General features: G+C 44.4%; 23 protein-coding genes and 2 tRNA genes. 14 read left to right on the forward strand and 11 right to left on the reverse strand.

The window, feature by feature from the left end:
* Positions 1–106: 106 nt before the first annotated feature.
* A complete protein-coding gene (locus FTD44_RS04440; RefSeq protein WP_222165339.1) occupies positions 107–2,428 on the forward strand; it encodes a T9SS type A sorting domain-containing protein in 2,322 nt (773 codons plus the stop codon).
* Between the two features lie 109 nt (positions 2,429–2,537).
* On the opposite strand, the gene FTD44_RS04445 is transcribed toward FTD44_RS04440, so the two are convergent.
* Positions 2,538–4,589 carry a gliding motility-associated C-terminal domain-containing protein gene (locus tag FTD44_RS04445; RefSeq protein WP_222165340.1) on the reverse strand — a complete coding sequence of 684 codons (2,052 nt, stop codon included), beginning with the start codon at positions 4,587–4,589 and terminating at the stop codon, positions 2,538–2,540.
* A 443-nt stretch (positions 4,590–5,032) separates the two neighbouring features.
* Between FTD44_RS04445 and FTD44_RS04450 the strand changes: the two genes are divergently transcribed.
* Both FTD44_RS04450 and FTD44_RS04455 read left to right on the forward strand, forming a co-directional pair.
* Positions 5,033–7,957, forward strand: a complete 2,925-nt coding sequence (locus tag FTD44_RS04450; RefSeq protein WP_222165341.1) for a T9SS type A sorting domain-containing protein — start codon at positions 5,033–5,035, stop codon at positions 7,955–7,957.
* Positions 7,958–8,098: 141 nt separating this feature from the next.
* On the forward strand, positions 8,099–10,882 hold the full coding sequence (locus FTD44_RS04455) for a T9SS type A sorting domain-containing protein (protein WP_222165342.1): 2,784 nt from the start codon (positions 8,099–8,101) through the stop codon (positions 10,880–10,882).
* A gap of 98 nt (positions 10,883–10,980) precedes the next feature.
* On the opposite strand, the gene FTD44_RS04460 is transcribed toward FTD44_RS04455, so the two are convergent.
* Positions 10,981–11,421: a VOC family protein gene (locus tag FTD44_RS04460; RefSeq protein ID WP_222165343.1), complete on the reverse strand. Its 441-nt coding sequence runs from the start codon at positions 11,419–11,421 to the stop codon at positions 10,981–10,983.
* A 250-nt stretch (positions 11,422–11,671) separates the two neighbouring features.
* Between FTD44_RS04460 and FTD44_RS04465 the strand changes: the two genes are divergently transcribed.
* Positions 11,672–13,372: a WG repeat-containing protein gene (locus FTD44_RS04465; protein ID WP_222165344.1), complete on the forward strand. Its 1,701-nt coding sequence runs from the start codon at positions 11,672–11,674 to the stop codon at positions 13,370–13,372.
* 121 nt (positions 13,373–13,493) lie between these two features.
* Here FTD44_RS04465 and FTD44_RS04470 read toward each other — a convergent pair.
* From FTD44_RS04470 to FTD44_RS04485, 4 genes are all read right to left on the reverse strand, one after another.
* Positions 13,494–13,567, reverse strand: a tRNA-Pro gene (locus tag FTD44_RS04470).
* A 53-nt stretch (positions 13,568–13,620) separates the two neighbouring features.
* A tRNA-Met gene (locus tag FTD44_RS04475) sits at positions 13,621–13,694 on the reverse strand.
* A 60-nt stretch (positions 13,695–13,754) separates the two neighbouring features.
* Positions 13,755–14,978 (reverse strand): aminotransferase class V-fold PLP-dependent enzyme, encoded by a 1,224-nt coding sequence (locus FTD44_RS04480; protein ID WP_222165345.1) that lies wholly within the window; start codon positions 14,976–14,978, stop codon positions 13,755–13,757.
* A gap of 113 nt (positions 14,979–15,091) precedes the next feature.
* Positions 15,092–15,541: a DUF983 domain-containing protein gene (locus tag FTD44_RS04485; protein WP_222165346.1), complete on the reverse strand. Its 450-nt coding sequence runs from the start codon at positions 15,539–15,541 to the stop codon at positions 15,092–15,094.
* A gap of 51 nt (positions 15,542–15,592) precedes the next feature.
* Here FTD44_RS04485 and FTD44_RS04490 point away from each other — a divergent pair, with 51 nt between their 5' ends.
* Positions 15,593–16,069 carry a GAF domain-containing protein gene (locus tag FTD44_RS04490; RefSeq protein ID WP_129022180.1) on the forward strand — a complete coding sequence of 159 codons (477 nt, stop codon included), beginning with the start codon at positions 15,593–15,595 and terminating at the stop codon, positions 16,067–16,069.
* 3 nt (positions 16,070–16,072) lie between these two features.
* On the opposite strand, the gene FTD44_RS04495 is transcribed toward FTD44_RS04490, so the two are convergent.
* Positions 16,073–17,215, reverse strand: coding sequence for a DNA polymerase III subunit (locus FTD44_RS04495; RefSeq protein ID WP_222165347.1), 1,143 nt, complete (start codon positions 17,213–17,215; stop codon positions 16,073–16,075).
* Positions 17,216–17,431: 216 nt separating this feature from the next.
* On the opposite strand from FTD44_RS04495, the gene rpmH reads away from it, so the two are divergent.
* The 5 genes from rpmH (at position 17,432) to FTD44_RS04520 (ending at position 19,550) form a co-directional block, all read left to right on the forward strand.
* The gene (gene rpmH, locus FTD44_RS04500) at positions 17,432–17,587 is read left to right on the forward strand and encodes a 50S ribosomal protein L34 (RefSeq protein WP_129022178.1); all 156 of its coding nucleotides are present in this window, start codon (positions 17,432–17,434) and stop codon (positions 17,585–17,587) included.
* A gap of 20 nt (positions 17,588–17,607) precedes the next feature.
* Complete coding sequence (gene rnpA / locus FTD44_RS04505; RefSeq protein ID WP_222165348.1) at positions 17,608–18,027, forward strand: ribonuclease P protein component; 420 nt, start codon at positions 17,608–17,610, stop codon at positions 18,025–18,027.
* Entirely contained in the window at positions 18,011–18,229 is a 219-nt protein-coding gene (yidD, locus tag FTD44_RS04510) for a membrane protein insertion efficiency factor YidD (protein WP_129022176.1), read from the forward strand. Before rnpA ends, yidD begins: the two co-directional genes overlap by 17 nt.
* A gap of 76 nt (positions 18,230–18,305) precedes the next feature.
* A complete protein-coding gene (locus FTD44_RS04515; RefSeq protein ID WP_129022175.1) occupies positions 18,306–19,163 on the forward strand; it encodes a sulfite exporter TauE/SafE family protein in 858 nt (285 codons plus the stop codon).
* Between the two features lie 9 nt (positions 19,164–19,172).
* Positions 19,173–19,550, forward strand: coding sequence for a DUF1634 domain-containing protein (locus tag FTD44_RS04520; RefSeq protein WP_222165349.1), 378 nt, complete (start codon positions 19,173–19,175; stop codon positions 19,548–19,550).
* Here FTD44_RS04520 and FTD44_RS04525 read toward each other — a convergent pair.
* From FTD44_RS04525 to FTD44_RS04540, 4 genes are all read right to left on the reverse strand, one after another.
* A complete protein-coding gene (locus FTD44_RS04525) occupies positions 19,540–20,142 on the reverse strand; it encodes a riboflavin synthase (RefSeq protein WP_222165350.1) in 603 nt (200 codons plus the stop codon). The two genes, FTD44_RS04520 and FTD44_RS04525, sit on opposite strands and share 11 nt — an antisense overlap.
* Before the next feature lie 14 nt (positions 20,143–20,156).
* Positions 20,157–20,741: a hypothetical protein gene (locus FTD44_RS04530; RefSeq protein ID WP_129022172.1), complete on the reverse strand. Its 585-nt coding sequence runs from the start codon at positions 20,739–20,741 to the stop codon at positions 20,157–20,159.
* A 156-nt stretch (positions 20,742–20,897) separates the two neighbouring features.
* Positions 20,898–21,257 carry an ArsR/SmtB family transcription factor gene (locus tag FTD44_RS04535; RefSeq protein ID WP_129022171.1) on the reverse strand — a complete coding sequence of 120 codons (360 nt, stop codon included), beginning with the start codon at positions 21,255–21,257 and terminating at the stop codon, positions 20,898–20,900.
* Between the two features lie 269 nt (positions 21,258–21,526).
* Positions 21,527–22,171, reverse strand: coding sequence for an NUDIX hydrolase (locus FTD44_RS04540; protein WP_222165351.1), 645 nt, complete (start codon positions 22,169–22,171; stop codon positions 21,527–21,529).
* A gap of 112 nt (positions 22,172–22,283) precedes the next feature.
* Between FTD44_RS04540 and azu the strand changes: the two genes are divergently transcribed.
* From azu to FTD44_RS04560, 4 genes are read left to right on the forward strand one after another with little or no spacing between them, the layout of a single operon-like run.
* Positions 22,284–22,802, forward strand: coding sequence for an azurin (gene azu, locus FTD44_RS04545; protein ID WP_222165352.1), 519 nt, complete (start codon positions 22,284–22,286; stop codon positions 22,800–22,802).
* A gap of 22 nt (positions 22,803–22,824) precedes the next feature.
* Entirely contained in the window at positions 22,825–24,066 is a 1,242-nt protein-coding gene (gene pepT / locus FTD44_RS04550; RefSeq protein ID WP_222165353.1) for a peptidase T, read from the forward strand.
* 32 nt (positions 24,067–24,098) lie between these two features.
* Positions 24,099–24,533: an FKBP-type peptidyl-prolyl cis-trans isomerase gene (locus FTD44_RS04555; protein ID WP_222165354.1), complete on the forward strand. Its 435-nt coding sequence runs from the start codon at positions 24,099–24,101 to the stop codon at positions 24,531–24,533.
* A gap of 33 nt (positions 24,534–24,566) precedes the next feature.
* Positions 24,567–25,883, forward strand: coding sequence for a carbohydrate porin (locus FTD44_RS04560; RefSeq protein WP_222165355.1), 1,317 nt, complete (start codon positions 24,567–24,569; stop codon positions 25,881–25,883).
* Positions 25,884–25,901: the final 18 nt, after the last annotated feature.

Consider the following 25,901-nt stretch of genomic DNA (forward strand, 5'->3'; position numbering starts at 1 on the left):
AACTATACACTACCGTTCCTGCATCCTATATTACCGTTCATCAATTCAGCAAAAAGACAGGAATATTCCATGTTAGTTTTACGATACACCAATCAATTAAAAACACATGGCTATTCCAAATTTCTACAATGTGAAACGGGGCATGCAACGCATCATGGCGGCAACACTATTATCCTCCGCTGCATTCAATGCATCCGCACAATCTTATGACTGGGTTATACCTCCGGCAACCCGTATTCAGTTTAACGGAACTTCCGCCGGTGTACCCTTATCCATGACCAGTATCGGCTGCAACGGAACGGCCACCGCACAGGTAATCTCTACCGCTCCGGGTAGTAACCCCTTTGCATTTGTGCCCAATTGCGGTACCTATAATCTTTCCGGCACCAATGTAGCTGCCAAAGGTTATAGAAACGTATTTCCGGTAACGGGCCTGTGTAAACAATTCTATTCTGTAGAATGGGCACTGAGCCATTATCCGGCCAACAGTAAACTGATGCTGCGTAAGCTCAATGGTAGTAATCCCGCATCACTGGTCCAAACGGACAGCGTAGAACTGTTTTCGGAGCAATCTGATGATCAGTCCTCTCATACTGTAGCTGTGGCTCCGGTGAGAAATGATGGCTCCAGAATGGTTTATTTCTATGATGCCAAGAACAATGCACTGAAGGCCTTCAGTGTCTCCTTAAACGGGACAATAGGCGCGGTGCAACACCTCCGCAATATATCTATAGGCGTAAGCACTTTTGAGACCTACAACCAGATGGAGGTAAGTCCGAGTGGTCGTTATTTACTGTTCAGCGACCGCAACTTCGCTAAGGTATGGTGTGTCGATTTATTCACTACAGGTTATCCGGTTACTGAACTCACTGCAAATTTCCCTGCTACAACAGGCAGACATATTCACGGGTATGAGTATGTACCTATGCCGGGCGGCGATGACCGTGTCTACATCAGCTGGCACGGAAGTGGTCCTACTGCCGGTAGTGTATGCTATGTAAAATTATCTGATCTATCATATACCAATATCTTTCCAACAGTTGGCCTGCCATCCACCACTTCAGAGTTAAGCTGGGGCTATACCGAGATAGAGCTGGGCAGAGACGGACAGTTATATATGGCCACCAATCCCAATACAGGTCTGGGAGATAATACAATGACCGCAGGAGCCTTGTATACATTGAACATTACCAACAGTACCCTTACGCCCGTAAAAATAAACGGTACGACACAGGTATACATCAATACCTATTCTAATGGTGGATTTGGCTATAAAATTCAGTCACAGATAGATGGGGAAACGTTTAAAGGCTACACCCTGTCTCCAAGCTATAACCTGAATGGTATATCACAAAATAACCTCCCGGTAATCCCTGATGTAATCCTGTGCGACAATGCACCGATGATCATCAATTTCGATGCCGGTGGTTATATTACTACAGCAGGCATTACGCTGCAAAAAGGAACGGTATCGGGTAATACGTTTACAGCCGTAGGATTACCTATTGCAACAACCGGCAATCCGCTGGGCGCTCCGCAGACTCCGGGAAGTGTTAATGTAGGATCCCTGTTCGGCCTGAGCAGCTATACAGGCGGCGTACGATTTACACTGACGTTCAACAATGGTTGTACGACTTCGACCATCACCCAAACATTCAACATTCGCAGAGCCGGACTGGTAGCCGACTTCAAAATGCAAGGACCATCAAGCTGTACCGCTCAGAACCGAGTAGTTACCGCCAGTCAGCTGGCCTCTTCTAGTCCTTACACACAGCCGGCAACAGCTGTATTCTGTAAAGATGGCTGGTTGGGTGCGCTTACTGCAGGCATTCAGCAGTCAACGTTTACTCCTTCAGGAGATCTTACCATTCAGAATTATACTTTGAAGGTACAGCAGGTCGACAATACAGGAAATCCGGTTGCAGGAGGTATGTCTTTTGACTCCACTCAATTAACTCCTTTTAATAATTTCAACTTCAATACACTTGTACCTAATGGCTGGTTTTTAGCTAACTATAATGCGATTAAGAACAATACTTATTTTAAAGTCACCCTAGGCGTTAATACAACACCTTGCGGCCTTATTGAGCGCTATTCTTATTTCAGAATTATCGATGGCGGATTCCCCGGTAATTACTGGAACTCTGGTGTAACACTTCTTGACCCTGAAATGGATGCTGTGCAGGTATTCCCTAATCCGGCACAGGACAAGATCAACTTTACCTGGTCTGCAGGTAATAACCCGGAAAGTGCTGCAAAGTTACAAATCAGTAATACCTTAGGTAAAAGCGTATTACAGCAATCATTCATTCAGCAAAATGGCAAGAATGAGGCTAGTCTTGACATTTCGAAATTAGCACCAGGTATCTATTACTATCAACTGGAAGCAAACGGTACAATCCATAAAGGAAAGATTACAGTATTGTAAATCCGGAAAGCAAATTTACATACAGGAAATACAATGATATCAATAAGACAAAACCCGCTCATGGAGCGGGTTTTGTCTTATTGATTCAAAAGGGTTTGTCCGCACTCTTCTAGCGTATTAAAGTAACTTCTCCCGTAAATTTCTTCACCGTGCCATCTAAAAATATAATGGAAATACTGTACCAGTACACCCCCTGATCCAGTTGTTTTCCGTTTACACTTGAGGTACCATCCCAGCCACTGTTCATATTGGCAGTGGAGTGAACGACTTGCCCGTACCGGTTATACACCCTGAATTCGGAAGTGCTGTATGCACGATCCAGCCTCAGTTTCGGCACAAATACATCATTTCTTCCATCACCGTTTGGCGTAAATGCATTCGGTACTATCACCTCTTTGCTATAGGCTCTTAGCTTAACCGGAATAAGCACACTATCATCACAACCTGCCAGTGAGCGCGCCAGAACTTTTATCTCCTGATCCTGGCTTAACGATAAGGATTGTTGCCTTACAAAGGGTGATACAAACAGGTCTTCGGGATACCAGCCAAGCACTTCAAAATCGCCCTCAAATGCATCAGTGACTTTGATCAGAAAAGGTTCGCTCTCGTAAGGCTCCTCTGGCTCCAGAGTATACTGCATATTGAACCTGTTCACGGTTATATTATATTGCTGATACAGACTATCGCAACCTAAAATATTATAAAAAGTATCGGTCACAATAGCCGATGCTGTATATCGTACACCATTTACCCAGACTGCATCACAGCCAGCGGTATCGATCTGAACCAGGGTCGCATTATTATTATGAATAACAATCCTCGTTTCCCGGTAAATACTGTCACAGCCCAACACGGAGTGTAAGGTATCATGCAGTACAGTACTTTCTGTATATACTTGATTGTTATAACTAAGCTCTTTGCAGGCCTCTAGGTTAACCACCAAAGGTTGTGCCTGATTGAGCACCGTCAGGTTTAATGTTACGATGCTGTCACAACCACCGGTTCCGGGAAATGTATCTGTGGCAGTGTTGTTGTTTGTAGTATATGTAACACCGTTAAAGGTATAAGACTGACCATAGCAGATCGTCGCGGTTTCTGTTCCGGTCAGTGCAGGACTGATCTGTATCGTCATAGACTGTCCTCCGATCGCACACTGTCCGGCTGCGGGCGTGAAGGTATAAGTGGTCGTTGCGGTATTATTAATAGCCGGACTCCAGGCACCATTAATACCGTTAGCAGAAGTTGCGGGTAAGGTAATAGCAGAACCACTGCAATATGGTCCCAGCTGGCTAAACAAAGGTGTGTCTATAGGATGGGGTGTGATAAAGACCTCCTGTATGATATTCACCGCGCAGCAAGGATTTTTAAAGGCACTGATGATCTTTAGAGTGGAATCTCCGGTAACATTGTGCAGTGTTATAGCAGCATTACCGGAACTGCTGGTGACCACTGTATCCAGTATTAACTGACCCAGTATATTCTGGTTGTTGACATTGTACACGATTGAGGTGCCCGGTGCAGTGGCTAAGGAAATCACGGCATCCTCACCGATACAAACGGTAGCCGGTGGATTGATTACAACACTCTGCACATTGCAGGAGGAATTGGTGGTACCGGAAACAGAAGTACCGTTCACCACCCTGAAAGTGCCTCCGGTACTGGTTGCACCTCCCATCACCAGCCTGATCTCCACACTATCATTCGCCGGGATACAATAATTGGTCGGAAAAGTAACCGTTTCATTATTGGTGCTGTTCAGATACCCCACGCCCATCAGGCTGAGTACACCTGTGGTCGGAAAGTAGCAATATGCTCTGAAATAGGTAGGTCCGGTCGTGCTCCTTCGGGCAACAAGTGAGACCTGGGTCAGGTTTAAAGATGTATTCGGATCTGTTTTGATATAGGCTGCTATATACCCGACCGGGTTGCCGTTAAGGTTCTCGGAATTGTACCCGTCTGTGGCACTCTGATACGTGCTGTTATTATACCTCCTCCACTGAGAAAACACGACTCCTGAACCGGTGGGCACCGCCGTAAAATTACCATGCGGGTAGGCATCAGCATAACCGCTCCAGGTATTACTGGTCAGTGGTATCTGTGCCTGAATCATTGTTCCCAGGCAGGAAAAAATCAGAAAAAAGACAAACATTATATATTTCATAAAATTCATTATAAAAAATTCACAATATAGTTGCCCGCTAAAGTAGCCGTCCTGTATTAACCGAATATGTTCTTTATATTATGTTTTATTAAATCACTTTTATAAGTATTATTTACTTCTGCTTTTATACATAATGCTGATTCGTTCAATAAATGTGCTCTTTTCTGATTCATAATCCCACCAACATAAACACTACAAAATCCAATACCAGAAAAGCTTTTATAAACTAAAAAAAGATAATTTATACATGACTGGAGACCCTTCTGCAAAGCCGCAAAATGAAAATTCAACAAAAATGCACCGTCCTTCCTCTAAAAAATTTATAGCCTTACCAGCACTGCATTTTAATTCATAAATCATTGAGTTAATTTTTAGTTCACCTGATATTAACGAGCACGTAACATATATAGTCAATTTTTGCAATACCTAAAACATTTCCCAAAATGATGAACTCAAACACGGGATTGATTGCAAAATCTCCCTCAGTGTCCTCAAAAAACACTGCCGAAACCCGAACGATAGGTGCACGCCTGTCCAAACTGAAAGTTATTGCCGGAGCAGCATTCATGATGCTGACTTCTGCCCTGACGGCCTCAGCGACGCTCATCAACAGTACAGTAAGCTGTACACAGACTACCACTGCCACCTCCTCTTGCGTAAATGGTTTTTTTGCAAGCGGCTGGACCTCCAACAACGGATACTGGACGTACTCGCTGAACACAACCGGATTCACCGGCATCACTATGAGTTTCAATACCACTTCATCAGGCACCGGACCTACTAAAGGTTATGTTTATTACAACATTGGTGCGAGCGATGTTTTGGTGGATAGTTACACTGTAAATACAAGCTGTGCATTAAAAACTTTTACACTTCCTTCAGCCTGTGATAACAAGGCTACCCTGCAGATCAAACTGAAAATGGCCAACGCGTCTGCCGCTGGCGGTACGAACCGCGTGCCTTCCAATGGGGTATTCGACGGTACCAACACAACTGGTTGTTCCGGTACACCTGTAGCCGGTACAGCAAGCAGTAACAAGACTGCTGTTTGTGGTTCAGATTCTGTATTATTTACCCTGTCCGGCGGAGCAAGCGGTACCAGCATCAGCTACCAATGGCAATCTTCTCCTAATGGTACCAGCAGCTGGACTAATATCTCAGGTGCTACTGGTCTTACCTACAAAGGCTTTGTGTCGTCCACAACTTATTACCGTGCAGTAACTACCTGTACCGGTTCTGGTTTATCGGCCAATTCTAATGCCCAGCAGGTAACCGTTAATCCACTTCCTTCGGTTAACCCGATTTCAGGTGGCAGCAGCACTCCGCTGTTAATCGGCCAGACAACTTCTTTATCGAATACCACTCCTGGTGGTATATGGAGCAGCAGCAATACTTCTGTAGCTACTGTAAATGCATCTGGTCTGGTGACTGCCGTTAGTGGCGGTACAGCTGTAATCAGATACACTGTTGAGGCTTCTGGTTGTGAAAACGCCGCTACCTCTAATGTGAATGTAGTATGGCCAAATACCCTGGCACTGTATGCAGGTTATAATGGTAGCAATACCAATGTAATCACTATTGCAGGTGAGACTGCAGGTACTTTAACCGCGCATAACTTCACTACATTAGACACGCCTTCTACCCAATGTGCTTCAGGTGGTTTAAGCGGGCTGAATATCCTGCCTTCTGTAACGGCGTATAACAGCGCTACAGGTCCGTACATTTCTTATGTACTGACACCTGATGCCGGTAAAGCATTAAACATTACCCGCATTTCTGCTAAAACACGCGAGTCTGATTCTTCTGCACAAAAAGCACGTATTGCTTACCGTGTTAACGGTGGTCCATGGATCGATGAAAACCGTGATGTGGTACAAAGCAGAGGCGGTAGCTGTGGTGCAAACTCTAATGTATGGGATTTCACACTGAATGGCGCAAACCCAACAGTGAATGGTATCACCGGTACTTTAGAAGTAGCCGTGTTCCCGTATAATACTTCTACCAAATATGGAACATTCCAGCTGAACAGCCTGGAGGTATATGGTACAATCACTAATTCCACTCCTTGTGCGGGTACACCAGCTGCAGGATCTGTTACGCCTTCTGTAGTGAACATCTGTGATACCGGTTCTCGCTGGTTAAACTTTGCTGGTGTTGCTGGTGTTGGCATTTCTTACCAATGGCAGAAATCTACTGACAACGTTAACTTCACTGATATCTCCGGTGCTACAAATGCTACCTACAACACTGGTACGCTCGTTGCCGGTGTCGCTCCTGCAATTAACTACTACCGTGTAAAAACTATTTGTTCTGCTTCTGGTTTATCTGCATTCTCTCCTGCAGATACAGTGAACGTAAACAGCACAGGTAGCCTGGGTTCATTTACTGCTCCTGACTTCCTGTATATCGGTACACCGGTTACGATCACTGCACCGGTTAGCGGTGGCAGATGGAGCAGCAACGATACCAGCGTAGCCTCTATCGACAGCATCAGCGGTGCGGCAACCCCACACATCCCTGGCGATGCCGTATTTACTTACAGCAAAACAACTAACGGATGTACTGCACGCAGCAGAGATACGATCAATGTGGTTTACCCTAACACCATTGCAGCGTACATCGGTAAAAACGGTAACAGCACTAACGTAAACGCAGCAAGCGGTTATACTGTTACTCCATTAGCAAATGTAGGTTTCGATACTGCTCAGAAATGTACCAACGGTGGTTTAAGCGGTCTGAAAAAAGACGGTCTGATGACGTACTCTGACTTAGGACCTCACGTATCATTCATGTTAAATATCGGAAGCGCAACTCCTATCGATATCACTGGTTTCTACGCTACATTGCGTCGTTCTAACTCTGGTATCTCCAAAGCCCGTCTGGCCTATAACTTAGATGGTAGCTTCTGGTACGATGGTGGTGAGTTAAGCGTACAGGCTGATGATTGTGGTTACAGTTCAACTGTATTATCACACCCTGACATGTCTTTCCTGACTGGTCTGGTTAATACAAACCAGGTTGAATTTGCGATCTACGGTTACGGCCCGATTGCGAATGGCGGTACCTTACAGGTTAATGCTATCGACATCACGGCTACCGGTTCTGCTGCTTATCTGTCTAAGAAAGTAATGATCCAGTTAAACAATGAGATCAATGTTTATCCTAATCCGGCTACCAATGTACTGAACATTGTAGCTCAGGAAGCAGTAAACGTAAACATCTTCAGCATCGAAGGCAAGCAACTGATCAATGCAGCGAATACTACATCGGTTGATGTAAGCCGCCTGGCTGCCGGAACCTATATGGCTCAGGTACGCAGCGCTGCTAACAATACTTTAATCAAAACAGTGAAATTCACTAAGCAATAAGTTACTCCGAAACCATATTGTTTTAACGGATTACACAACCTCTTTTATAGAGGTTGTGTAATCTTTTTATATAAAAAATATCCCTTTACATTTTTCTCTATTGAGCGTATTTAAGTACAGTAATTTCTAAATAATAAAACAATGTTCAAATACTATAAATTTTTACTCTTCATATTAATCAGTGCAAGCCCTTATCTGGCCATGGCCCAGACCGATACGCTTGCATTCTGGACTTTTGAAAGTCGTTCGGGACAACAATTAATCAGCCCACCCAATGCATACGGTCCCATCACCCCGGAACAAGGTAATGGTAACCTGACCAGCTTACACCAAAACGGAGCCTACGCGGCTACCTATGCCAATGCGGGCAATGGTACGGGCAAATCGTTAAACCTTAACCGCTGGACCACTGTCGGAGATTACATACAATTCCAGGTAAGTACTGTGGGTAAATCCAGCATCCAGCTTGGCTTTGAACAGGGCAGCGCCAGTGGTAACGGGCCGCTCGACTTTAAAGTGTCTTACAGTACAGACGGCACTAATTTCACCGATCTGCCTGCAGGAAGCTTCCAGCAAACGGCTTCTGTAAACGGCGACTGGACAGCCGCAACTTACTTATCCGGATTTCACAAAAGCTTTACGCTGCCTGCAGCGTTAAACAATGTAGCGACTGCATACATCAGAATATCTACGACCTCTTTGAACAGTGTATCACCAGGCACTCAGGTAGCCCCTGCCGGTAATTCCCGTTTCGACAATATCCTCATCACCGGTACCACAATTGCCCCTACCACACAGATCACTAATGTGGCGACCAGCGATTCCTCTTTCTGTAATGCAGGAGCGAATACGTTCCAGGTATCTTTCAATACCAATGCGACAACGACCACTACATATACTGTTGAACGTTCCGATGCATCAGGCAGCTTTACCGCACCAGTAGTCATCGGCAGCGGCATAGCGTCGCCTATAACCGCGACGATCCCTGCAGGTACCAGTGCGGGTGGCAATTACCAGATCCGTGTAGTGTCTTCAGGTTCTGTGAGCCTGAATAGTGCAGGCCCTGTCGTGATTGATCCTGCTATAACCGTATCGCTACAGCCTGTCGGCTTTACAGTATGTGAAGGTGCTATTGTGAATTTAGAAATGCAGAGCCCCAATGCGCAAACCTACCAGTGGCTGCACAACGGCAGTCCGGTGGCGAATAATTCCTTCAGCAACTCTTTTAATCTTTCTGCGGCTACGTTAAGTGAGGCCGGGTCTTATCGTGTGGCACTGGCCCACGGCGCTTGTGCAGACACGAGTAGCAGTGCAGTTGTAGTGGTGAATCCCGGTACAATACCAGCCAATACCACGGCAAGTGGTTCCCGTTTTTTCGGTGCCGGCAGCAACTTTCCGGTGATCGCCAATAACGGCAGCTGTGGCAGACTGGCAACGATCAAATCCTTGAGCAATATCCTGGGCAATACTACTGTTAGCCTTACCGCAGGGGCTCCGCAACAGGCAGGCACCAATGGACCATGGCATGTGGGCAGGAGCTTTACGCTGAACGCCGCTACGGCACCAACAGGCAATGTAGCCCTGAGCTTTTATTTCAGTCCTGCAGACTGGGTCGCTTACAATGTATCCGCCCCCGCAGCACAGCAAATCTCGGTGAACCCATCTGCGCAGACATTAGGTAATTTATATTTCTCCAAACTGACCAGTCTCAGTGGCCTGGGCAGCAGTTCTTCAATACTGACACCGGACTCTGTAAGCTTCCAGAATGGATACTGGAAAGTGAGTATTACGGTGAACAGCTTTAACAGCCTTTCTACTTTCTATGCGCATGGCAGCAACTTTCAACCCTGCCCGACACCAACGATCAGCATTACAGAGAGTGCTAATAATATTTGTTCCGGCAGCAGTGTAAACTATACGGCTACGATAAGCAACCAGGGTGCCAATCCTGTTTATCAATGGCGGGTGAATGGTACGAATATGGCTACAGGAGCCACTTACAGCTATACTCCGGCAGACGGAGATACGGTAACCTGTATCCTGACCAATAGCGATTGTTTTAATCCGACTGCAGATACCAGCAATGCCGTTATCATGCACGTAACCCCAACCGTTACACCAGCTGTGGTTATTGCAAGCAACAATCCTACTTCCTGTGCCGGTGCGCAGGTAACCTTTACGGCTACTCCAACCAATGGAGGAACAACTCCGGTGTACCAATGGAAAGTAAATGGTAATAATACGGGTAGTGGCGGTGTGACTTTTGATTATACGCCAAATGATGGTGATATCATTACTTGCGAACTGACCAGCAATGCTCCTTGCCTGAGCACAACAAGCCCGGTACTCAGCAATGCAATTACCGCAGATGTGGAAGCCCTTATTACGGCTGCTATTAATGTTACCGCTAGCCCTGCAAGCAATGCACCTCAGGGTTCGCCTGTTGTATATACTGCTGCGGTATCCGGAACAAGTGTGTATCGTTTAGACTGGTATGTAAACAATCAATTATTGCTGCAACAGCAAAGCCCGAACAATACCTATACCCGAACGGCAACAGCTGTTCCTGATACAGTGTATGCTGTACTGCATGTAGAGGGTTGTTTCACTGCTCCGACTTATCAGTCTAACCAGGTAATTGTTACGTCAACGAATAGCATTCCGAAAGTCGCTATGGATTTAGGTTTGACCTTCTACCCTAATCCTGTACAGAACAGCCTGACTGTTGAAGTACATAAAGGTGATGTAAAAGAAGTACAGCTGATGAACATGCTCGGCCAGGTACTACAAAATGAAAAAGCTGCAAGCAGCAAAAAACAGGTGGTAAACTTTGCTCATCTTGCTTCGGGCGTTTACTATGTAAAAGTCCGCGTGCAATACGCCGGTGAAGATTACGTGATCGTGGAAAAAGTGATTAAGGAATAAACAAATTTCGGATTAGTACTGCCAACTATATAAAAAGGCCCGTTCTGTGAGCGGGCCTTTTTATATAGTTATGCTGTCTATGTTTTTGCTGTGTTTAATTATACGTTTCCGTTATTTGTTGGATCAAATTCCACCATCCACTCAATGCCATATTTGTCTCTGAACATACCAAAATAGGTGCCCCAGGGGCTATCTTCAATAGGCATTTCTACGGCTCCGCCTGCAGAAAGTCCGTTAAATATATGATCAGCCTCTTCTTTACTTTCCGCACTTACAGCAATTTTACTTCTATTTTCATTTTCATTCACCTTTCCCATAAATTCCGGGACATCATTTCCCATCAACATATTGTTTTTACCGATAGGCAAAGCAATATGCATGATTTTATGTTCATCTTTTTCTGCTACGGGGAATGCAGCGCTTGCTATATCTTTTAGGCGTATAACCTTTGCGAATGCTCCACCAAATACGGATTGGTAAAAGGTAAATGCTTCTTCTGCATTTCCGTTGAAGTTAATGTGCGGATTGATAACGGGCATCATTTTATATTTTTAAGATTCTTACATAAATATACGAACCTTACTGTAAACACATGTTTATATCTATCAACATTGATTAAGAACAGACCGAAATAGTAAGGCAAGGCTACAGAACTGTTTTCGTTTATTAATACTAAAAAGTGTACAATTCGAACTTTTTGAACCAGAATTTGAGTGACATCAAAACGGCATTCATCTTTACTGTTTTTGTATATATTTACCCATCTTTAGCAGTACAATATTACTCGTAATGAAAAATAGCCATTCCCAATACATGTACATAAAATGGGCGCTTACCCTGATTTATGTATTGACACAAAGTATACATCTTTCATTTTCACAAACCAGTAATGGAATGACTGTAAAAAGTAGAAGAGCCGGACAAATACTTGCAGATGCTTCAGGGAATGAGGTTATTGGTAAAAATGATTCGTTTCAGACAATTGAGACCAACTTCCCACATGATCAGGTTGTGTGGATAAAGAAAAATAATAAATGGGCTTTTTTCGACCTTAAGGGTACTGCTTTAACACCCTTCATTTTTGACAAAATGTATCCGGCCAATCTAGCTTCTTATGACCCATCTGAGTGGGGTAAAAAAGATTACCGATGGTTTTACAAAGGGCTAACGGTAGTTGAGCATGATACACAATTTGCTGTCCTTAATGAAAAAATGGAATATGCGATACCCTGGAAAACATACCAATGGATTTCGCCTATGAGTACAGGAGGATTAATGATCGTAAAGCAAAACAATAAATATGGCTTGTTAAATCATCAATTAAAATTAATACAGCCTGTTGTGTTTGATACTATATCAAATTATCCAGCCAAATACTATTTTCATGAACAAAATTCCCCTACGTTCTGGGCTAAAAAAAATGACAAATATTACATTTTAGACACTTTAGGCAACTGGCTTGACAGTGTAGTATATGATAATATCACTATACTACAGGCTAATTATTATTTAGTAACTAAAGATGGCAACAGTTGGCGTCTGGATAGAAACGGAGTAAAGGTAGTTGAGAATTTTACTATTATCCGGGATGATGAGGACTATTGCATTGCCCAAAAGGACTCCAGGGTGGGGCTGGTCGAATGGTCAGGAGAAATAGTACTATCCTTCGAATATGAGGATATTAATTGTGAACATCTTGGGAACTTTTTTGTAAAAAAAGATGGCAAATGGGGTGTCGTTAATGAAGATAACCAACAATTAATACCCTGCCAGTATGACTATATTGCTTATGCATGGGATAATCATGATAATAACCCTGAACGAAACTATATAGTTGTTCAAAATGATAAATTCGGGAAAGTGAGCACGGCTCAGGAAATTGATTCGTTGGGTAACATAAAAGTTACGATGAAAGAAATATTTCCATGCATATATGACGGCATTACAACATGGGTAGAATATGGCCCGGAAGGGCATTATGTAATGCTTGATGGCAAAATGGGATTGATTGATTACAAGGGTAACATTCAAATCCCTATTCAATATAAAAAAGTTAGCCATTTGTTTGAAACTGATTGGGCTATAATTTTTGACAAAGGGAAAATGAGACTTTATAATATACGCAGTAACTCATTTGTTCTACCGTTAGCATATGACTATATATTTGTTGATAGAGATTACTCAATTATAGAAACAGGTCAAAAGGGGTTTAATAAGCATAAACCTACAAGAATAATAACATATAGAAATGGCCTTGTAAATATCCTGAATAAAAAAGGCAATGTCATCCAATCTAATGTTCCAAAAGATGAAATAAAAAGGAGATTTCGGATTGATATTGACGCATACCAATATACTGACTGCTCTTATGCACTATCGCTTATGAAACACAATAGTACTTATCTGATTCCTGACTGCCTGATAGATATTTTGAAGAAACATAATGTGCCTGCTACATATGTATATTACAATATGACACAAGACAACTAAATATTATTCGTACCCTACAAAAGGCTACTAATTAATAGAACTATTGCTGACTAGTATAGAATATGATTGTCGAAATGTACTAATAAAAAAGAGCAAGCATTGCTGCTTGCTCTTTGATGTGTAGGGAAGACAGGGTTCGAACCTGCGACCCCCTGGTCCCAAACCAGGTGCGCTACCGGACTGCGCTACTTCCCTATCCGGTCTTTAAGTAGAAACAATAATGAAGAACATTAATGTTTGTTTACTTGTAGCGGAGACGGGAGTTGAACCCGTGACCTCAGGGTTATGAATCCTGCGCTCTAACCATCTGAGCTACCCCGCCAATTGGGTGGCAAAGGTAATATCCTTTTTTTATTCCACCAAAATTCTTGACAATATTTTTTTACGACAACATGGCTACAGCCTTATGCAGCCCCGCTACCAGGGCATCAACCTCTGCTTTGGTATTATAGAAAGAGAAGGATGCTCTTACCGTACCGGGTATACCGAATTTATCCATAATCGGCTGACAACAGTGGTGACCGGTACGTACCGCAATGCCTTGCTTATCCAGCAGTTCTCCTACATCAAAAGGATGCAGGTTGCCGATCAGGAAAGAGTGTGTGGCTGACTTTTCAGGGGCAGTGCCGATAAAACGCAGACCGGGAACCGTAAGCAATTGCGCTTCTGCATACTGCAGCAATTCATGCTCATACGCTGCAATCTTATCCAGTCCTATAGCTTGTACGTACTGCAAGGCGGCATGCAGGCCTATAGCACCGGATACATTTGGGGTACCGGCCTCGAAACGGAAGGGCAGATCGGCATAAGTTGTTCCGTCGAAACTTACGGTTTTGATCATGGAACCACCACCCTGATAAGGAGGCATATCGCTCAGCCAGGCTGATTTACCATACAGGATACCGATACCGGTTGGTCCATATATTTTATGTCCGGAGAACACCAGGAAATCAATATCCAGCGCTTGCACATCAACAGGTACGTGCTGTATAGCCTGTGCGGCATCTACCATTACCGGAACATTTGCCGCATGGGCCTTTGCTACGATCTCGGCTATAGGATTGACGGTGCCCAGGGTATTGCTCACCCAGGTTACTGCCAGTATCTTTGTTTTTTCTGAAAGTAGATTATCCAGTTCCGCCAGGGGCAGTGTACCGTTCTCATCCATACGCCATACTTTCAGTACAGCACCTCTTTCTTCACAGGCCATTTGCCAGGGTACTATATTGGAGTGATGCTCCATTTCGGAAATGATGATCTCATCGCCGGGCTGTATATATCGCTTGGCAAAAGAAAAAGCGACCAGGTTAATGCTGTCGGTAGTGCCTTTTGTGAAAATAATTTCTTCTTCTTTCGCTGCATTGATAAATTGCTGCACGCCTCTGCGCGCCGCCTCTTCTGCATCAGTAGCCTTCTGACTCAGGAAGTGCACCCCACGGTGTACATTACTGTTATAGCTGCTGTAATAGGTGACCAGCGCATCGATCACTGCCTGCGGCTTCTGCGTGGTGGCTCCGTTATCAAGGTATACCAAAGGTTTTCCGTATACTGTTTCTGCCAGTATCGGGAAGTCTTTTCTTACTTTATCTATATCGAAATGTTGCATTATTGATTTGAAAATATATCCTGCAAAGGTATGTATATCTTGCGGACTTAGCCGGCGATATACGTTAAGCATATTAAAATTAAAACGGGCAACTGAATCAGCCGCCCGTTTATTTATGAAGTTTGTATTTCCTGTTGCGGCACATCAGCCGGAGGTATGTGCTGGTCATCGTTTTTATCGTAAGAACCATATTTTACAAACATACTCAGGTACACCACACGGGAGTATCGCATAATCCAGGGCTGTAGTAATAATACGATGACAACATCGACTCCTATAAACCAGAACAGGCTGTTATCTCTGAAATCGATACCAATAAAGATCAGGAACCATACCAGGTTAAAAACGGTAAGGGCGATAGACAAGCCATAACTCACATAACCCGTTCCATAATAAAAGCCAGGCTCAATTTCCATCTTTTGCCCACATTCAGCGCAGCGCTCCGGCATATCCAACATCTTTTTAAAAGGAAAAACAGATTTATTGGAAAACATTTTTCCTTTTCTGCAATTAGGGCATTTCATACCCGCAACTGCAGCCAGAAGAGAAGGTTCTTTAGCCATTGCACTGAAATTGTTTAGATTTGCAAAGTTAGACAATTTTAAAAGAACACATTGGCAGAAGATTTTATACCCTTTGAGGGCACGAAGACAGAACAATATGAATATGTGCTGGCACAGATTGAGGCCTTATGTATGGCGGAAAGCAATGCAATCGCCAATATGGCGAATATCTGTGCGGTATTGCGCGAACAGTTCCCCTGGTTCTGGATCGGGTTTTACCTGGTCGATACCGCAGCTAACAACCTGGTACTGGGACCCTTCCAGGGGCCGCTGGCCTGTACCCGTATCCCTTTCGGTAAGGGCGTTTGCGGTACTGCCTGGAAGCGGAACGAAACAGTTGTGGTACCGGATGTAACCCAGTTTGAGGGACATATAGCTTGCAGCAGCCTGTCTCAGTCAGAGATTGTAGTGCCTTTGCGTCGCAATGGAGCGGTGTGGGCGATACTGGATATCGACAGTGAGCACCTCAATACTTTTGACGAAACCGACACCCAATACCTCGGCCGTATCGCTGATATGATTATCTGATTTTTACAGTGCTTTTAATGTTGTGCCTTTCAGTGTGTATTGTAAGGATACTGAAAGGTGCAGCAATACAATTTTTGCATTGGCGTTGCGCTCTATATGGTAGATGGCTTTGCTGATCGACTCATCCATACTGCTGATCGTATCTGCACTGAAATTACGGGTAGAGAGCCTTCTCACAAACTGCAGCTCATCTTCCGGTAAAGGTGGCTGATAGCCGGGAATGAGTTGTATACGGAAAGCATGTGCCAGCAATTGCTGTGCAAACAAAAGAAAGTTTTTCTGCTGTACCTTACTGGTCTTATCCATCAGCTCTACCCATTTACCGATCAACAACCCGTTAAAGGTAAAGACCCCGTTGAACCATTGCTTTAATAATTCAAGCAAATCCTTTTCACTTTGTTGCAATACACCCAATCCCTGTGCGACATTACCCTCAGCAATCTGTGCTGCCTGGGCTGCATCCCGCTCCGAGATACTGTAATGCTGCATGAGTATGGATTGTACCGCTTCAGCCCCTAAGGGTTGTAACCGCACCAGTTGCGTACGGGACAAAATAGTATCCAGTACACCGTCTGTACTTTCGGCCACCAGCAGGAACACCGTATTTGGTGGCGGCTCTTCGATCAGTTTCAATAATATATTACCTTCCTTACCCAGGTACTCCGGACGCCAGATTACCTGTATCTTATAGGCACCCTCAGATGCTTTCAGACTAAGGGTTTCGATCATCTGACGACATTCCTCTGCTGATATGTTACCCTTCTGGTTGCTCGTGGCACCCACAAACTGTAACCAGTCAAATACACTACCGTAGGGGTTTTCATGAACGAACTTCCTAAACTCAGAAATATTATTTTTACTCATTGCTTTCTCTCCGGCCTTCATGGGAACGGAGGGGAATGTAAGGTGCAGATCGGGATGTACCAGGTTCTCTGTCTTCAGACAAGCCGGACAAACGCTGCATGCGGTACCGTCTGCAGCTTTCTCTTCGCACAAAAGATAACGGGCCAGGGCCAGGGCCAGGGCCAGACCGCCTGTACCCTCTTTTCCAAGAATCATGATCGCATGGGGCAGGTGCTCTGATTGGTAGTAATTGAGCAGTCCTTGCTTAGCTTTATCTTGTCCGTATATGGCATTCCATTGCATAATGCAAATATATAGGGACTATTTTAAAAGGAGATCAATTCCTTTTCTTTTACAATCGGCCGAAATGCACTATTTTTGCTGCTTTCCGATAAAATACCGGAAAGGGCATAAAATTTATTTTGATATTATAAAAAATGCCTTTACCTTTGCAGTCCCTTAAAAGGCACCTGCCTAAGGCTGTAACTATTTGTAAAAAATTAAAGTAAAAATTATAATATGAAACGTACTTTCCAACCGTCTCGTCGTCGCCGTAAGAATGTGCATGGTTTCCGTAAACGCATGGAGACTGCAAATGGCCGTAAAGTATTAGCATCACGTCGTAAAAAAGGACGTAAAAAATTAACTGTTTCTGACGAAAGACGTTTAAAATAAGATCAGTTCTCATTTTGTTGATGGAAAGCTCTAATATTCAGCGCTTTACATTACCTTCAACGGAACGGTTAAAATTACGTAAACAGATTGAAACGCTTTTCCAGACCGGAGAAGCGTTTTCCGTTTATCCATTAAGGGTAATTTATTGCATCACTCCCCGGGAAACGGCTTCCACTCCGTCTCTCGCGGGCTTTAGTGTGCCCAAAAAGAAGATGAAACTGGCTGTACAGCGCAACCGGATCAAGCGATTGATACGGGAATCCTGGAGGGTGCAGAAACATGATCTGGCTCCGGCATTACTGCCCGATCAACAGATCCATCTTTTCTTTATCTTTACAGGTAAGGACATGCCTGTGCACGCAGATATTTATAAAAGTGTACAAAAGGCAATCGCCACACTTCGTAAAAAATGCGTTCAAACAAATGAGCATACCAGCTAAAATTGTACTGGGCATTATAAAAATGTACCAGAAACTACTCTCTCCCTGGCTTGGAGCTAATTGCCGCTATACCCCCACCTGTTCTCAATACGGGCTGGAGGCGGTTAAAAAATATGGCGCACTTAAAGGTGGCTGGATGGCCCTGAAACGAATAGGCCGCTGCCATCCCTGGGGCGGACATGGCTACGATCCTGTGCCATAACCTTCTACTAATTTCCTGCCTTAATTTATTATTCCTTAAACAATTGGGTTATAGAAAACATCCTACATTTGCAGGGATGAATGAAATTTCCTTTTCCCTGATCCTGTTGTTCGGTGCGATCTTCGCCGGCTTCATCGGGGCACTGACCGGCCTTGGTGGCGGTATTGTGATTGTTCCATTACTTACTTTAGGACTCGGTGTTCCAATGAAATATGCGGTAGCTGCTTCGCTGATCTCTGTGATCGGCACCTCCAGCGGCGCTGCCTCTGCTTATGTAAAAGAGGGCATTACCAATATGCGTATCGGTATGTTTCTGGAGATTGCGACCACACTGGGTGCGATCCTGGGTGCGGTACTGGTGATCCTGGTAGACCTGCCGGTGGATATTATCGGTATTATATTTGGTGCGGTGCTGATCGTTACTGCAGTCTTAAGCGCACAGAAAAAACCAGATCATCGGGAACCTTTCGTTCCGGGCTCTTATGCTGACAAACTGCAGCTATATGGCACCTTCCCTCATAACGGTAAGGAAGAATCCTATAGTTCCAGAAATGTTTTCGGGGGGTTCTCCATCATGGCCCTGGCCGGATTTTTATCGGGTCTGCTGGGTGTAGGCGGTGGTGTATTTAAAGTGCTGGCTATGGATAATATCATGCGCCTGCCCTTCAAGGTATCTACTACTACCAGCAATTTTATGATCGGGGTGACTGCCGCGGCGAGCAGCATTATTTATTTTGCTGGAGGATATGTGGTACCCAGTATTGCGGCACCGGTTGTGATAGGGGTGATCCTGGGATCACTGATCGGATCCAAAGTACTGATTCATATTAATGTGCAGCTGCTCAAACGCATATTTGCTATTGTCGTAGGCATACTGGCTGTATATATGATATACAATGGTTATGCAGGCAACTTCAGTCACCGTTCTCATTAAAGAAATCTTATGTCTCAGAATACAAAAAAAGATATTCAACAACTGGTTGGCAACACTTTACGCATTGGCGTATGGCTGTCATTCGGTATTACTGTAGTGGGATTGCTGATCTTCCTGGCAGGCAATAGTGGTGCACAATTTGAACCGGGAACGTTACCTGCAACACCGGAAAACTTTTCATTTTCGGCATTGAAAAACGGGCTGTTCAGTGGAGATGCCCTGAGTATAATCGCATTGGGAGTGCTCATTCTACTGATCACCCCCGTATTGCGTGTAGTATTTGCCTTGTATGGTTACTGGCTGGAGCGCAATAAACTGTACATGCTTATTTCTATAATTGTATTAGGCATTATCGCCAGCAGTTTATTTATTGGTGCTACGCATTAAACGCGCCCTCAATATGTGTTTTTCTTAAGAAGTATTTTCCCAGAATATCAAATTCCAGGTTCACACGGTCGCCGGGCTGCAGGTACTGAAATCCTGTATGCTCATATGTGTATGGGATAATGGCTACCTGAAACCCTGAATCGGTAACACTAAATGAGGTGAGGCTTACTCCATTGATACAGATTGACCCTTTTTCAATCATCAGGGCTGCAAAAGTTGCAGGAAACTCAAAGGTGAAGATATGACTACCCTCTCCATCTTCTTTGGCAGTACACACACCCGTAGCATCTACATGCCCCTGTACGAAATGGCCATCCAGTCTGTCACCCAGGCGAAGGGCCAGTTCCAGGTTTACTTTACGTCCTGCTACCCAGTCTTTAAGATTTGTCTTCTGTAAGGTTTCATCAATTGCAGTAACCACATAACGGTCACCATCAATCGACACTACAGTCAGGCATACACCATCATGCGCTACGGACTGATCTATAGCCAGCTGGCTGGTTAATGCTGATTGTACGGTAATATGTATATTGGTTCCTTCGGGCTGAATGGAAATAATTTCGCCCTGGTCTTTAATAATGCCGGTAAACATATGATCTGATAAAATTATTGTTTGACAGCCTTGCCTTTGTGGTAAAATACGCCGGCAGGCTTGTTTTCTGTAAGCAAAATATTCATTGAGGCGATCAGGGTATCGCTGGTACGTCTAAAGTATCCGCTTACGGTATCGGTACTGTTGCAGGAAATCTGACCTCCGTACACATTCGGAATCAGTGTATCGGTCACAGCCAATGCATATTTATTTGCAGTTACCTTCAGCAAAGTACTGTTATCGCAAAAGCCTGATACTGTAAGCCGCATACGAAAAGTATCTGTAGTAAGACTTGCAGGGGAGAACACCAGGTTGCGCACCTGTCGCTGCTGGAAGGCCATGTCCTTGTCAAATATAGAGTCTACCCACTCCCATGTGCCTTCAAAATACTCCGTTGCGTACTCGCAGACGGTACTGTCGGGTATGCCCGGAAAGCCACGGTTATAATTGGCCGCTATTGGATCATTACAGTAATGATTGGGAAGATCTACATCCGGCTTCACCGGATCGGTATATTTCTCGCAGGCCATAAGCCATATGGCCGAAGCCCCGGCTATACCAAGCAACACTGTCTGTAATTTTATTATCCCTGCTTTCATGGTTTATATGCGGTTAAAGGTACATATTATCTGGGAAACCCCGTTCTCTCCTATTGGAAAACGCAATAGACCTATGCTTTATTTTTATAAAAGGTTATAAATCAAAAAAGACCGAACCGCCTGGTCCAGTCTTTTTTACATCAATAAAAACAATTTTTATCTCTTTTCGTCAGTTGCTACTAAATCCTGTACAAACTTTGCAACTGCTGCAATACGGTTAGGATTCAATACATAATGAATGAATTTCCCGTCACGTTCTGTCATTACAACATTTGCTCTGCGCAAAATCGCTAAATGTTGAGAAGCTACAGACTGCTCCAAACGCAGCTTAACATATATGTCTGTAACATTCATACGCTTATGCTCCTCCAATAACTTGATGATCTGTTGACGCAGTTTGTGATTGATTGCTCTCAAAGTCATTGCGGCGCTCTTCACGGCAATATAGTCCAACTTTGTCTGTTCTTCAGCGATTTCTTCTTTACGATTTACCGTTGGGGCAAGTAATTGTTCCATGTTGTATATTTAATTTAATTGAAGTCAATGTGCACTAATAGGTAGTGTTTTCTCTTTCACTTGCTGAAGTGTAGTTTTTTAAAATTGCTTGCAAATATATATCAATTAAATTAAAAATTAATATAAAATATTTGCTAAAATTTATGTAAAGAAAAGCACAAAAACATAGTATTACAATATCTAAAATTACTAAAAGACTGAAACAAAATAAGTTAAGTATTTACAAATATTACTCTTTGAACCAAACCAGCTCCTAAAGTGGTCAAAAATTAGTCAAAAATTTCTTTTAATATGACCTCAAGTTCCGACAAAATCATCGCGGTTGCTCCCCAGACAATTGTCTCTTCCGGCAACATATATACCGGTGCTTTCCAGAATAGCTGAGGATTGGTGTTGGAATACACCTTTGCCTCCGATTGCGCGTCAAAGATTTCGGAAAGTGCCGGTTCCAGTATCCTGGCTACTTCAAATGCAGAACCTTCCAGCTCCGGCCGGCCTGTTGCAATAGCCACTACAGGATGTACTTCAAAATTGCTGACTCTTATATATAACGGAGACAGGCGCCCGATTATTTCAACCGCTGCACTGTCCAGGCTTACTTCCTCACGGGCCTCGCGCAGTGCAGTATCGTATATACTATTGTCAAATGTTTCCTTTTTACCTCCCGGTAGCGCAATCTGCCCGCTATGTGCTCCTCCGTCATTAGTGCGCTCGATCAGTACCAGGTGTACCTGCCCGTTCTCCGGATACAACAGGATCAGCACCCCGCTCTGGCGGGCATCTGCTGCTGCTTCAACAGGATCTCCCTTACGGGATTCGGGCAGCATTCTTTGTTGTGCAGTAAAGCCGGGAAGGCTTATCGAAAGGCGTTCTCTGAGTCGGTGAACAAAATCGTTCCAGGTTGAAAAAGTCATTGCTGCAAATATAAAAATTAGTCAAAATATATACCGGTAATTCCGGCAATTTAACGTTGCCCTTACTAAATAATGGATTACTTTTGCCTGATTAACAATTCACGTTTTTGACATGAAAAAAATAGCCATTACCTTAACCGCCATAAGCAGCTTCTGGCTTGCATCCTGTGGCGGAAATCAGGACGCACAAAATCATGATGACCATGCTACTCAAAGCCAGGAACAGGCCGGGAGTATGGTTGCCGACGACAAGCCGGTTACCGGCATTGACCTTGCTGCCGGAGATGATATGCGTTTCAGCCAAAAGGACTTCACTGTTCCTGTAGGACAACAGATCACACTGACCCTGAAACATACAGGACAGTCAGACAAGAACATTATGGGCCATAATGTGGTGATCCTGAAACCGGGCTCTTCTACTTCTGATTTTGGGAATGCAGCTGTAAATGCAAAAGCGGAAGATTATGTTCCTAAAGAACTGGCGGACAAGGTAATTGCACACACTCAACTCATTGGTGGTGGCGAACAGACCGAAATTAAATTTACTATTACCGAACCGGGTGACTATCCTTTCTTATGTAGCTTTCCGGGACATTTCGGAATGATGAAAGGAACCATTACTGCAAAATAATCGCTGAACAATAACATAATTTATGATCAACAATTACCAGCATACTGTTGCTGAGCGCCTGATGCGCTATGTACAAGTGGAAACGCAAAGCAATCCGTTTTCTGAAACACAACCTTCCAGCGAAAATCAAAAAGACCTGAGCCGCATGCTGGTTACTGAACTGCATGAGCTGGGCATTACTGATGCTGAACTGGATGAGCACGGATATGTGTATGCGACCATCCCATCCAATATTGAACAGGACGTACCGGTACTGTGCTTTTGTGCACACGTTGATACTGCCCCTGACTGTAGCGGCACTAACGTAAAGCCTATCCTGCACCAGAAATGGGACGGATCGGATATCGTACTGCCGGATGATAACAGTATTGTAATCTCTACTAAAAAACACCCTTACCTGAGCGAAAGAATCGGGGACGATATTATTACCGCTTCTGGCCTTACCTTATTAGGCGCAGATGATAAAGCCGGTGTGGCCGTAATTATGGACCTTGCTGAATACCTGATGAAGCATCCTGAAGTAAAGCATGGTAAAATCCGTATCCTGTTTACACCTGACGAGGAAATCGGTCGCGGTGTAAATGCTGTGGATATGAACAAACTGGGTGCAGACTTCGGTTACACACTGGATGGTGGTGAGCGCGGACACCTGGAGGGCGAAAGCTTTTCTGCTGACGGGGTTACGATTCGCATTCATGGTGTAAGTGCACACCCTGGTTATGCCAAAGGCAAACTGGTAAATGCCCTGAAAATTGCAGGTCAGTTTATGGATGCCTTACCTAAAGATAGCTGGAGTCCTGAAATGACTGAAGGCAGCGAGGGCTTTGTGCACCCGATCCATATTTCAGGTGCCGCAGAGATCACTACCCTGCAATTCATCATCCGCGATCATAAAACAGAATTACTGCACGTATACGAAGAACGCCTGGAAAATATCCTGAAAGATGTTGTGGCTCAATGGCCTGGTGCCCGTTATGAGTTTACGGTGAAAGAGCAGTACCGCAACATGAAAGAAATCCTGGATACCAGACCGGAAGTAATGGATATTGCGGAGAAGGCATACCTGCAGGCTGGACTGAACCCTCAGCGCATCAGCATTCGTGGTGGTACCGATGGTTCCCGCCTGTCCTTCATGGGTTTACCTTGTCCGAATATCTTTACCGGAGAAATGGGTATTCACTCTAAAGAAGAGTACTGCAGTGTACAGGATATGGCTAAAGCGGTAGAAGTTTGTGTACACATCTCTACTATAGTAGCCGGTTAATTTTTTATTTTTACTATTTAAAACATCATATTATGGGTATCTCAGATATCTTATTTCAACGAAATAAAGACAAAGCGGAAGCTAACCTGAAAGAAGGAATGGACTTCCTGGAACAGAACAAAACGAAGGAAAATATTGTAGCACTGGAGAGCGGTCTGCAATATGAGATCCTTAAAGAGGGCGATGGTGCACAGCCAACTGCATCTCAAAGCGTGACTTGTCACTACCACGGCACATTGCTGAACGGTAATATCTTTGACAGTTCGGTACAACGTGGCCAACCGGCTACATTCCCGCTGAACCGTGTAATCACCGGCTGGACTGAGGGTGTGCAACTGATGAAAGTTGGCAGCAAATTTCGCTTCTTCATTCCACCGCATCTTGCATACGGTGACCGTCAGGTAGGTAGCGATATCGGTCCTAACTCTACCCTGATCTTCGAAGTGGAATTATTAGGTATTCAATAAGAGAATACATTTATTCACGGCTAAACATTCTGAATGATGAAAAGCCTGTTCTTATCTTCAATATTATTGCCTGTGGCTGCTGTCGCCCAACAAGACAGCAGCCTTCACCAGGCTGAGACCTTCTCTGTACACGGACAAACGACCGTTGTATCGCAGTTCAAACCTGCCTTTAATGCCCCTTACTCCGGCACCAACAGCCTTAAAACGGATAAGGAAAGCGGCACTTCACTTACCTCAACATTATACCTCGGCGCAAAGCTATGGCCACATGCCAGCCTGTATGTCAATCCTGAAATTGCAGGAGGGGCGGGACTGAGTTCTGTACTGGGTCTAGGGGATGCTACTAATGGAGAGACCTTCCGTGTAGGAGACCCTTCTCCTAAAGTATACCTGGCACGCCTGTTTTTTCAGCAGCAGATTCCATTATCCGATAAGAGGGTATGGCAGGAAGCAGACCAGAACCAGCTTGCGGGATATGTACCGGAGCGGTACCTGTCTTTTACGGTCGGCAAGATCGGCGTAGCCGATTTCTTTGATGCCAATCCGTATAGCCACGACCCACGCACACAATTCCTGTGCTGGGGCCTGATGGATAATGCCGCCTGGGATTATGCAGCCAATACCAGAGGATATACACCGAGTGTGGTACTGGAATATGTAAGCCCGAAGAATGAGCTTCGCTATGGGTTCTCCTTATTGCCACAAACGGCCAACGGTAATGTGATGAACTGGAATGTTCGTAACTCTCACAGCCAGACACTGGAGTATACCCGTCATTATACCCTCGCTCATCGTGAAGGCTCTGTCAGTGTACTGGGATTCTATAATAATGCTGCTATGGGCAATTACCGGGAGAGCATTGATATGAATCCGGTAAACCCGGATATTATTGCCAGCCGCGGCCCTGTCCGCAATAAATTCGGCTTTGGCATTAATGCTGCTCAGGAGCTGAGCCCGGTATTAGGATGCTTCGTTCGCGCGAGCTGGAATGACGGACATAATGAGACCTGGGCCTTCACCGAAGTCGATCACTCTATCAGCGGAGGGCTCTCTTTAGAGGGTAATTGCTGGCACCGGGACGATGATCATGCAGGTCTGGCATTTGTAACTTCAGGACTATCCAGAGATCATATTGATTACCTGAATGCCGGTGGCCTCGGCTTTATGCTGGGTGATGGTAAATTACATTATGGCTGGGAGAAACTTACAGAAGTATACTACTCTGCCTCCCTGCTCAAACATCATGTATATCTTTCCGGTGCATACCAGTTTATCATTAATCCGGGATACAATAAAGACCGTAACGGCCCGGTAAATGTGTTTTCTTTAAGAGTTCATACCTTAATTTAGCAGTAGCGTTACAAAGCA

The sequence above is a fragment of the Edaphocola aurantiacus genome, from assembly GCF_019797745.1.
GTDB lineage: Bacteria > Bacteroidota > Bacteroidia > Chitinophagales > Chitinophagaceae > Edaphocola > Edaphocola aurantiacus.

Excerpts from the sequence above, each read along its gene's own strand:
- FTD44_RS04440 (WP_222165339.1), top strand. The coding sequence starts at position 107 with ATGGCTATTCCAAATTTCTACAATGTGAAACGGGGCATGCAACGCATC.
- FTD44_RS04445 (WP_222165340.1), bottom strand. The coding sequence starts at position 4,589 with ATGAAATATATAATGTTTGTCTTTTTTCTGATTTTTTCCTGCCTGGGA.
- FTD44_RS04450 (WP_222165341.1), top strand. The coding sequence starts at position 5,033 with ATGATGAACTCAAACACGGGATTGATTGCAAAATCTCCCTCAGTGTCC.
- FTD44_RS04455 (WP_222165342.1), top strand. The coding sequence starts at position 8,099 with ATGTTCAAATACTATAAATTTTTACTCTTCATATTAATCAGTGCAAGC.
- FTD44_RS04460 (WP_222165343.1), bottom strand. The coding sequence starts at position 11,421 with ATGCCCGTTATCAATCCGCACATTAACTTCAACGGAAATGCAGAAGAA.
- FTD44_RS04465 (WP_222165344.1), top strand. The coding sequence starts at position 11,672 with ATGAAAAATAGCCATTCCCAATACATGTACATAAAATGGGCGCTTACC.
- FTD44_RS04480 (WP_222165345.1), bottom strand. The coding sequence starts at position 14,978 with ATGCAACATTTCGATATAGATAAAGTAAGAAAAGACTTCCCGATACTG.
- FTD44_RS04485 (WP_222165346.1), bottom strand. The coding sequence starts at position 15,541 with ATGGCTAAAGAACCTTCTCTTCTGGCTGCAGTTGCGGGTATGAAATGC.
- FTD44_RS04495 (WP_222165347.1), bottom strand. The coding sequence starts at position 17,215 with ATGCAATGGAATGCCATATACGGACAAGATAAAGCTAAGCAAGGACTG.
- rpmH (WP_129022178.1), top strand. The coding sequence starts at position 17,432 with ATGAAACGTACTTTCCAACCGTCTCGTCGTCGCCGTAAGAATGTGCAT.
- rnpA (WP_222165348.1), top strand. The coding sequence starts at position 17,608 with ATGGAAAGCTCTAATATTCAGCGCTTTACATTACCTTCAACGGAACGG.
- yidD (WP_129022176.1), top strand. The coding sequence starts at position 18,011 with ATGAGCATACCAGCTAAAATTGTACTGGGCATTATAAAAATGTACCAG.
- FTD44_RS04515 (WP_129022175.1), top strand. The coding sequence starts at position 18,306 with ATGAATGAAATTTCCTTTTCCCTGATCCTGTTGTTCGGTGCGATCTTC.
- FTD44_RS04520 (WP_222165349.1), top strand. The coding sequence starts at position 19,173 with ATGTCTCAGAATACAAAAAAAGATATTCAACAACTGGTTGGCAACACT.
- FTD44_RS04525 (WP_222165350.1), bottom strand. The coding sequence starts at position 20,142 with ATGTTTACCGGCATTATTAAAGACCAGGGCGAAATTATTTCCATTCAG.
- FTD44_RS04530 (WP_129022172.1), bottom strand. The coding sequence starts at position 20,741 with ATGAAAGCAGGGATAATAAAATTACAGACAGTGTTGCTTGGTATAGCC.
- FTD44_RS04535 (WP_129022171.1), bottom strand. The coding sequence starts at position 21,257 with ATGGAACAATTACTTGCCCCAACGGTAAATCGTAAAGAAGAAATCGCT.
- FTD44_RS04540 (WP_222165351.1), bottom strand. The coding sequence starts at position 22,171 with ATGACTTTTTCAACCTGGAACGATTTTGTTCACCGACTCAGAGAACGC.
- azu (WP_222165352.1), top strand. The coding sequence starts at position 22,284 with ATGAAAAAAATAGCCATTACCTTAACCGCCATAAGCAGCTTCTGGCTT.
- pepT (WP_222165353.1), top strand. The coding sequence starts at position 22,825 with ATGATCAACAATTACCAGCATACTGTTGCTGAGCGCCTGATGCGCTAT.
- FTD44_RS04555 (WP_222165354.1), top strand. The coding sequence starts at position 24,099 with ATGGGTATCTCAGATATCTTATTTCAACGAAATAAAGACAAAGCGGAA.
- FTD44_RS04560 (WP_222165355.1), top strand. The coding sequence starts at position 24,567 with ATGATGAAAAGCCTGTTCTTATCTTCAATATTATTGCCTGTGGCTGCT.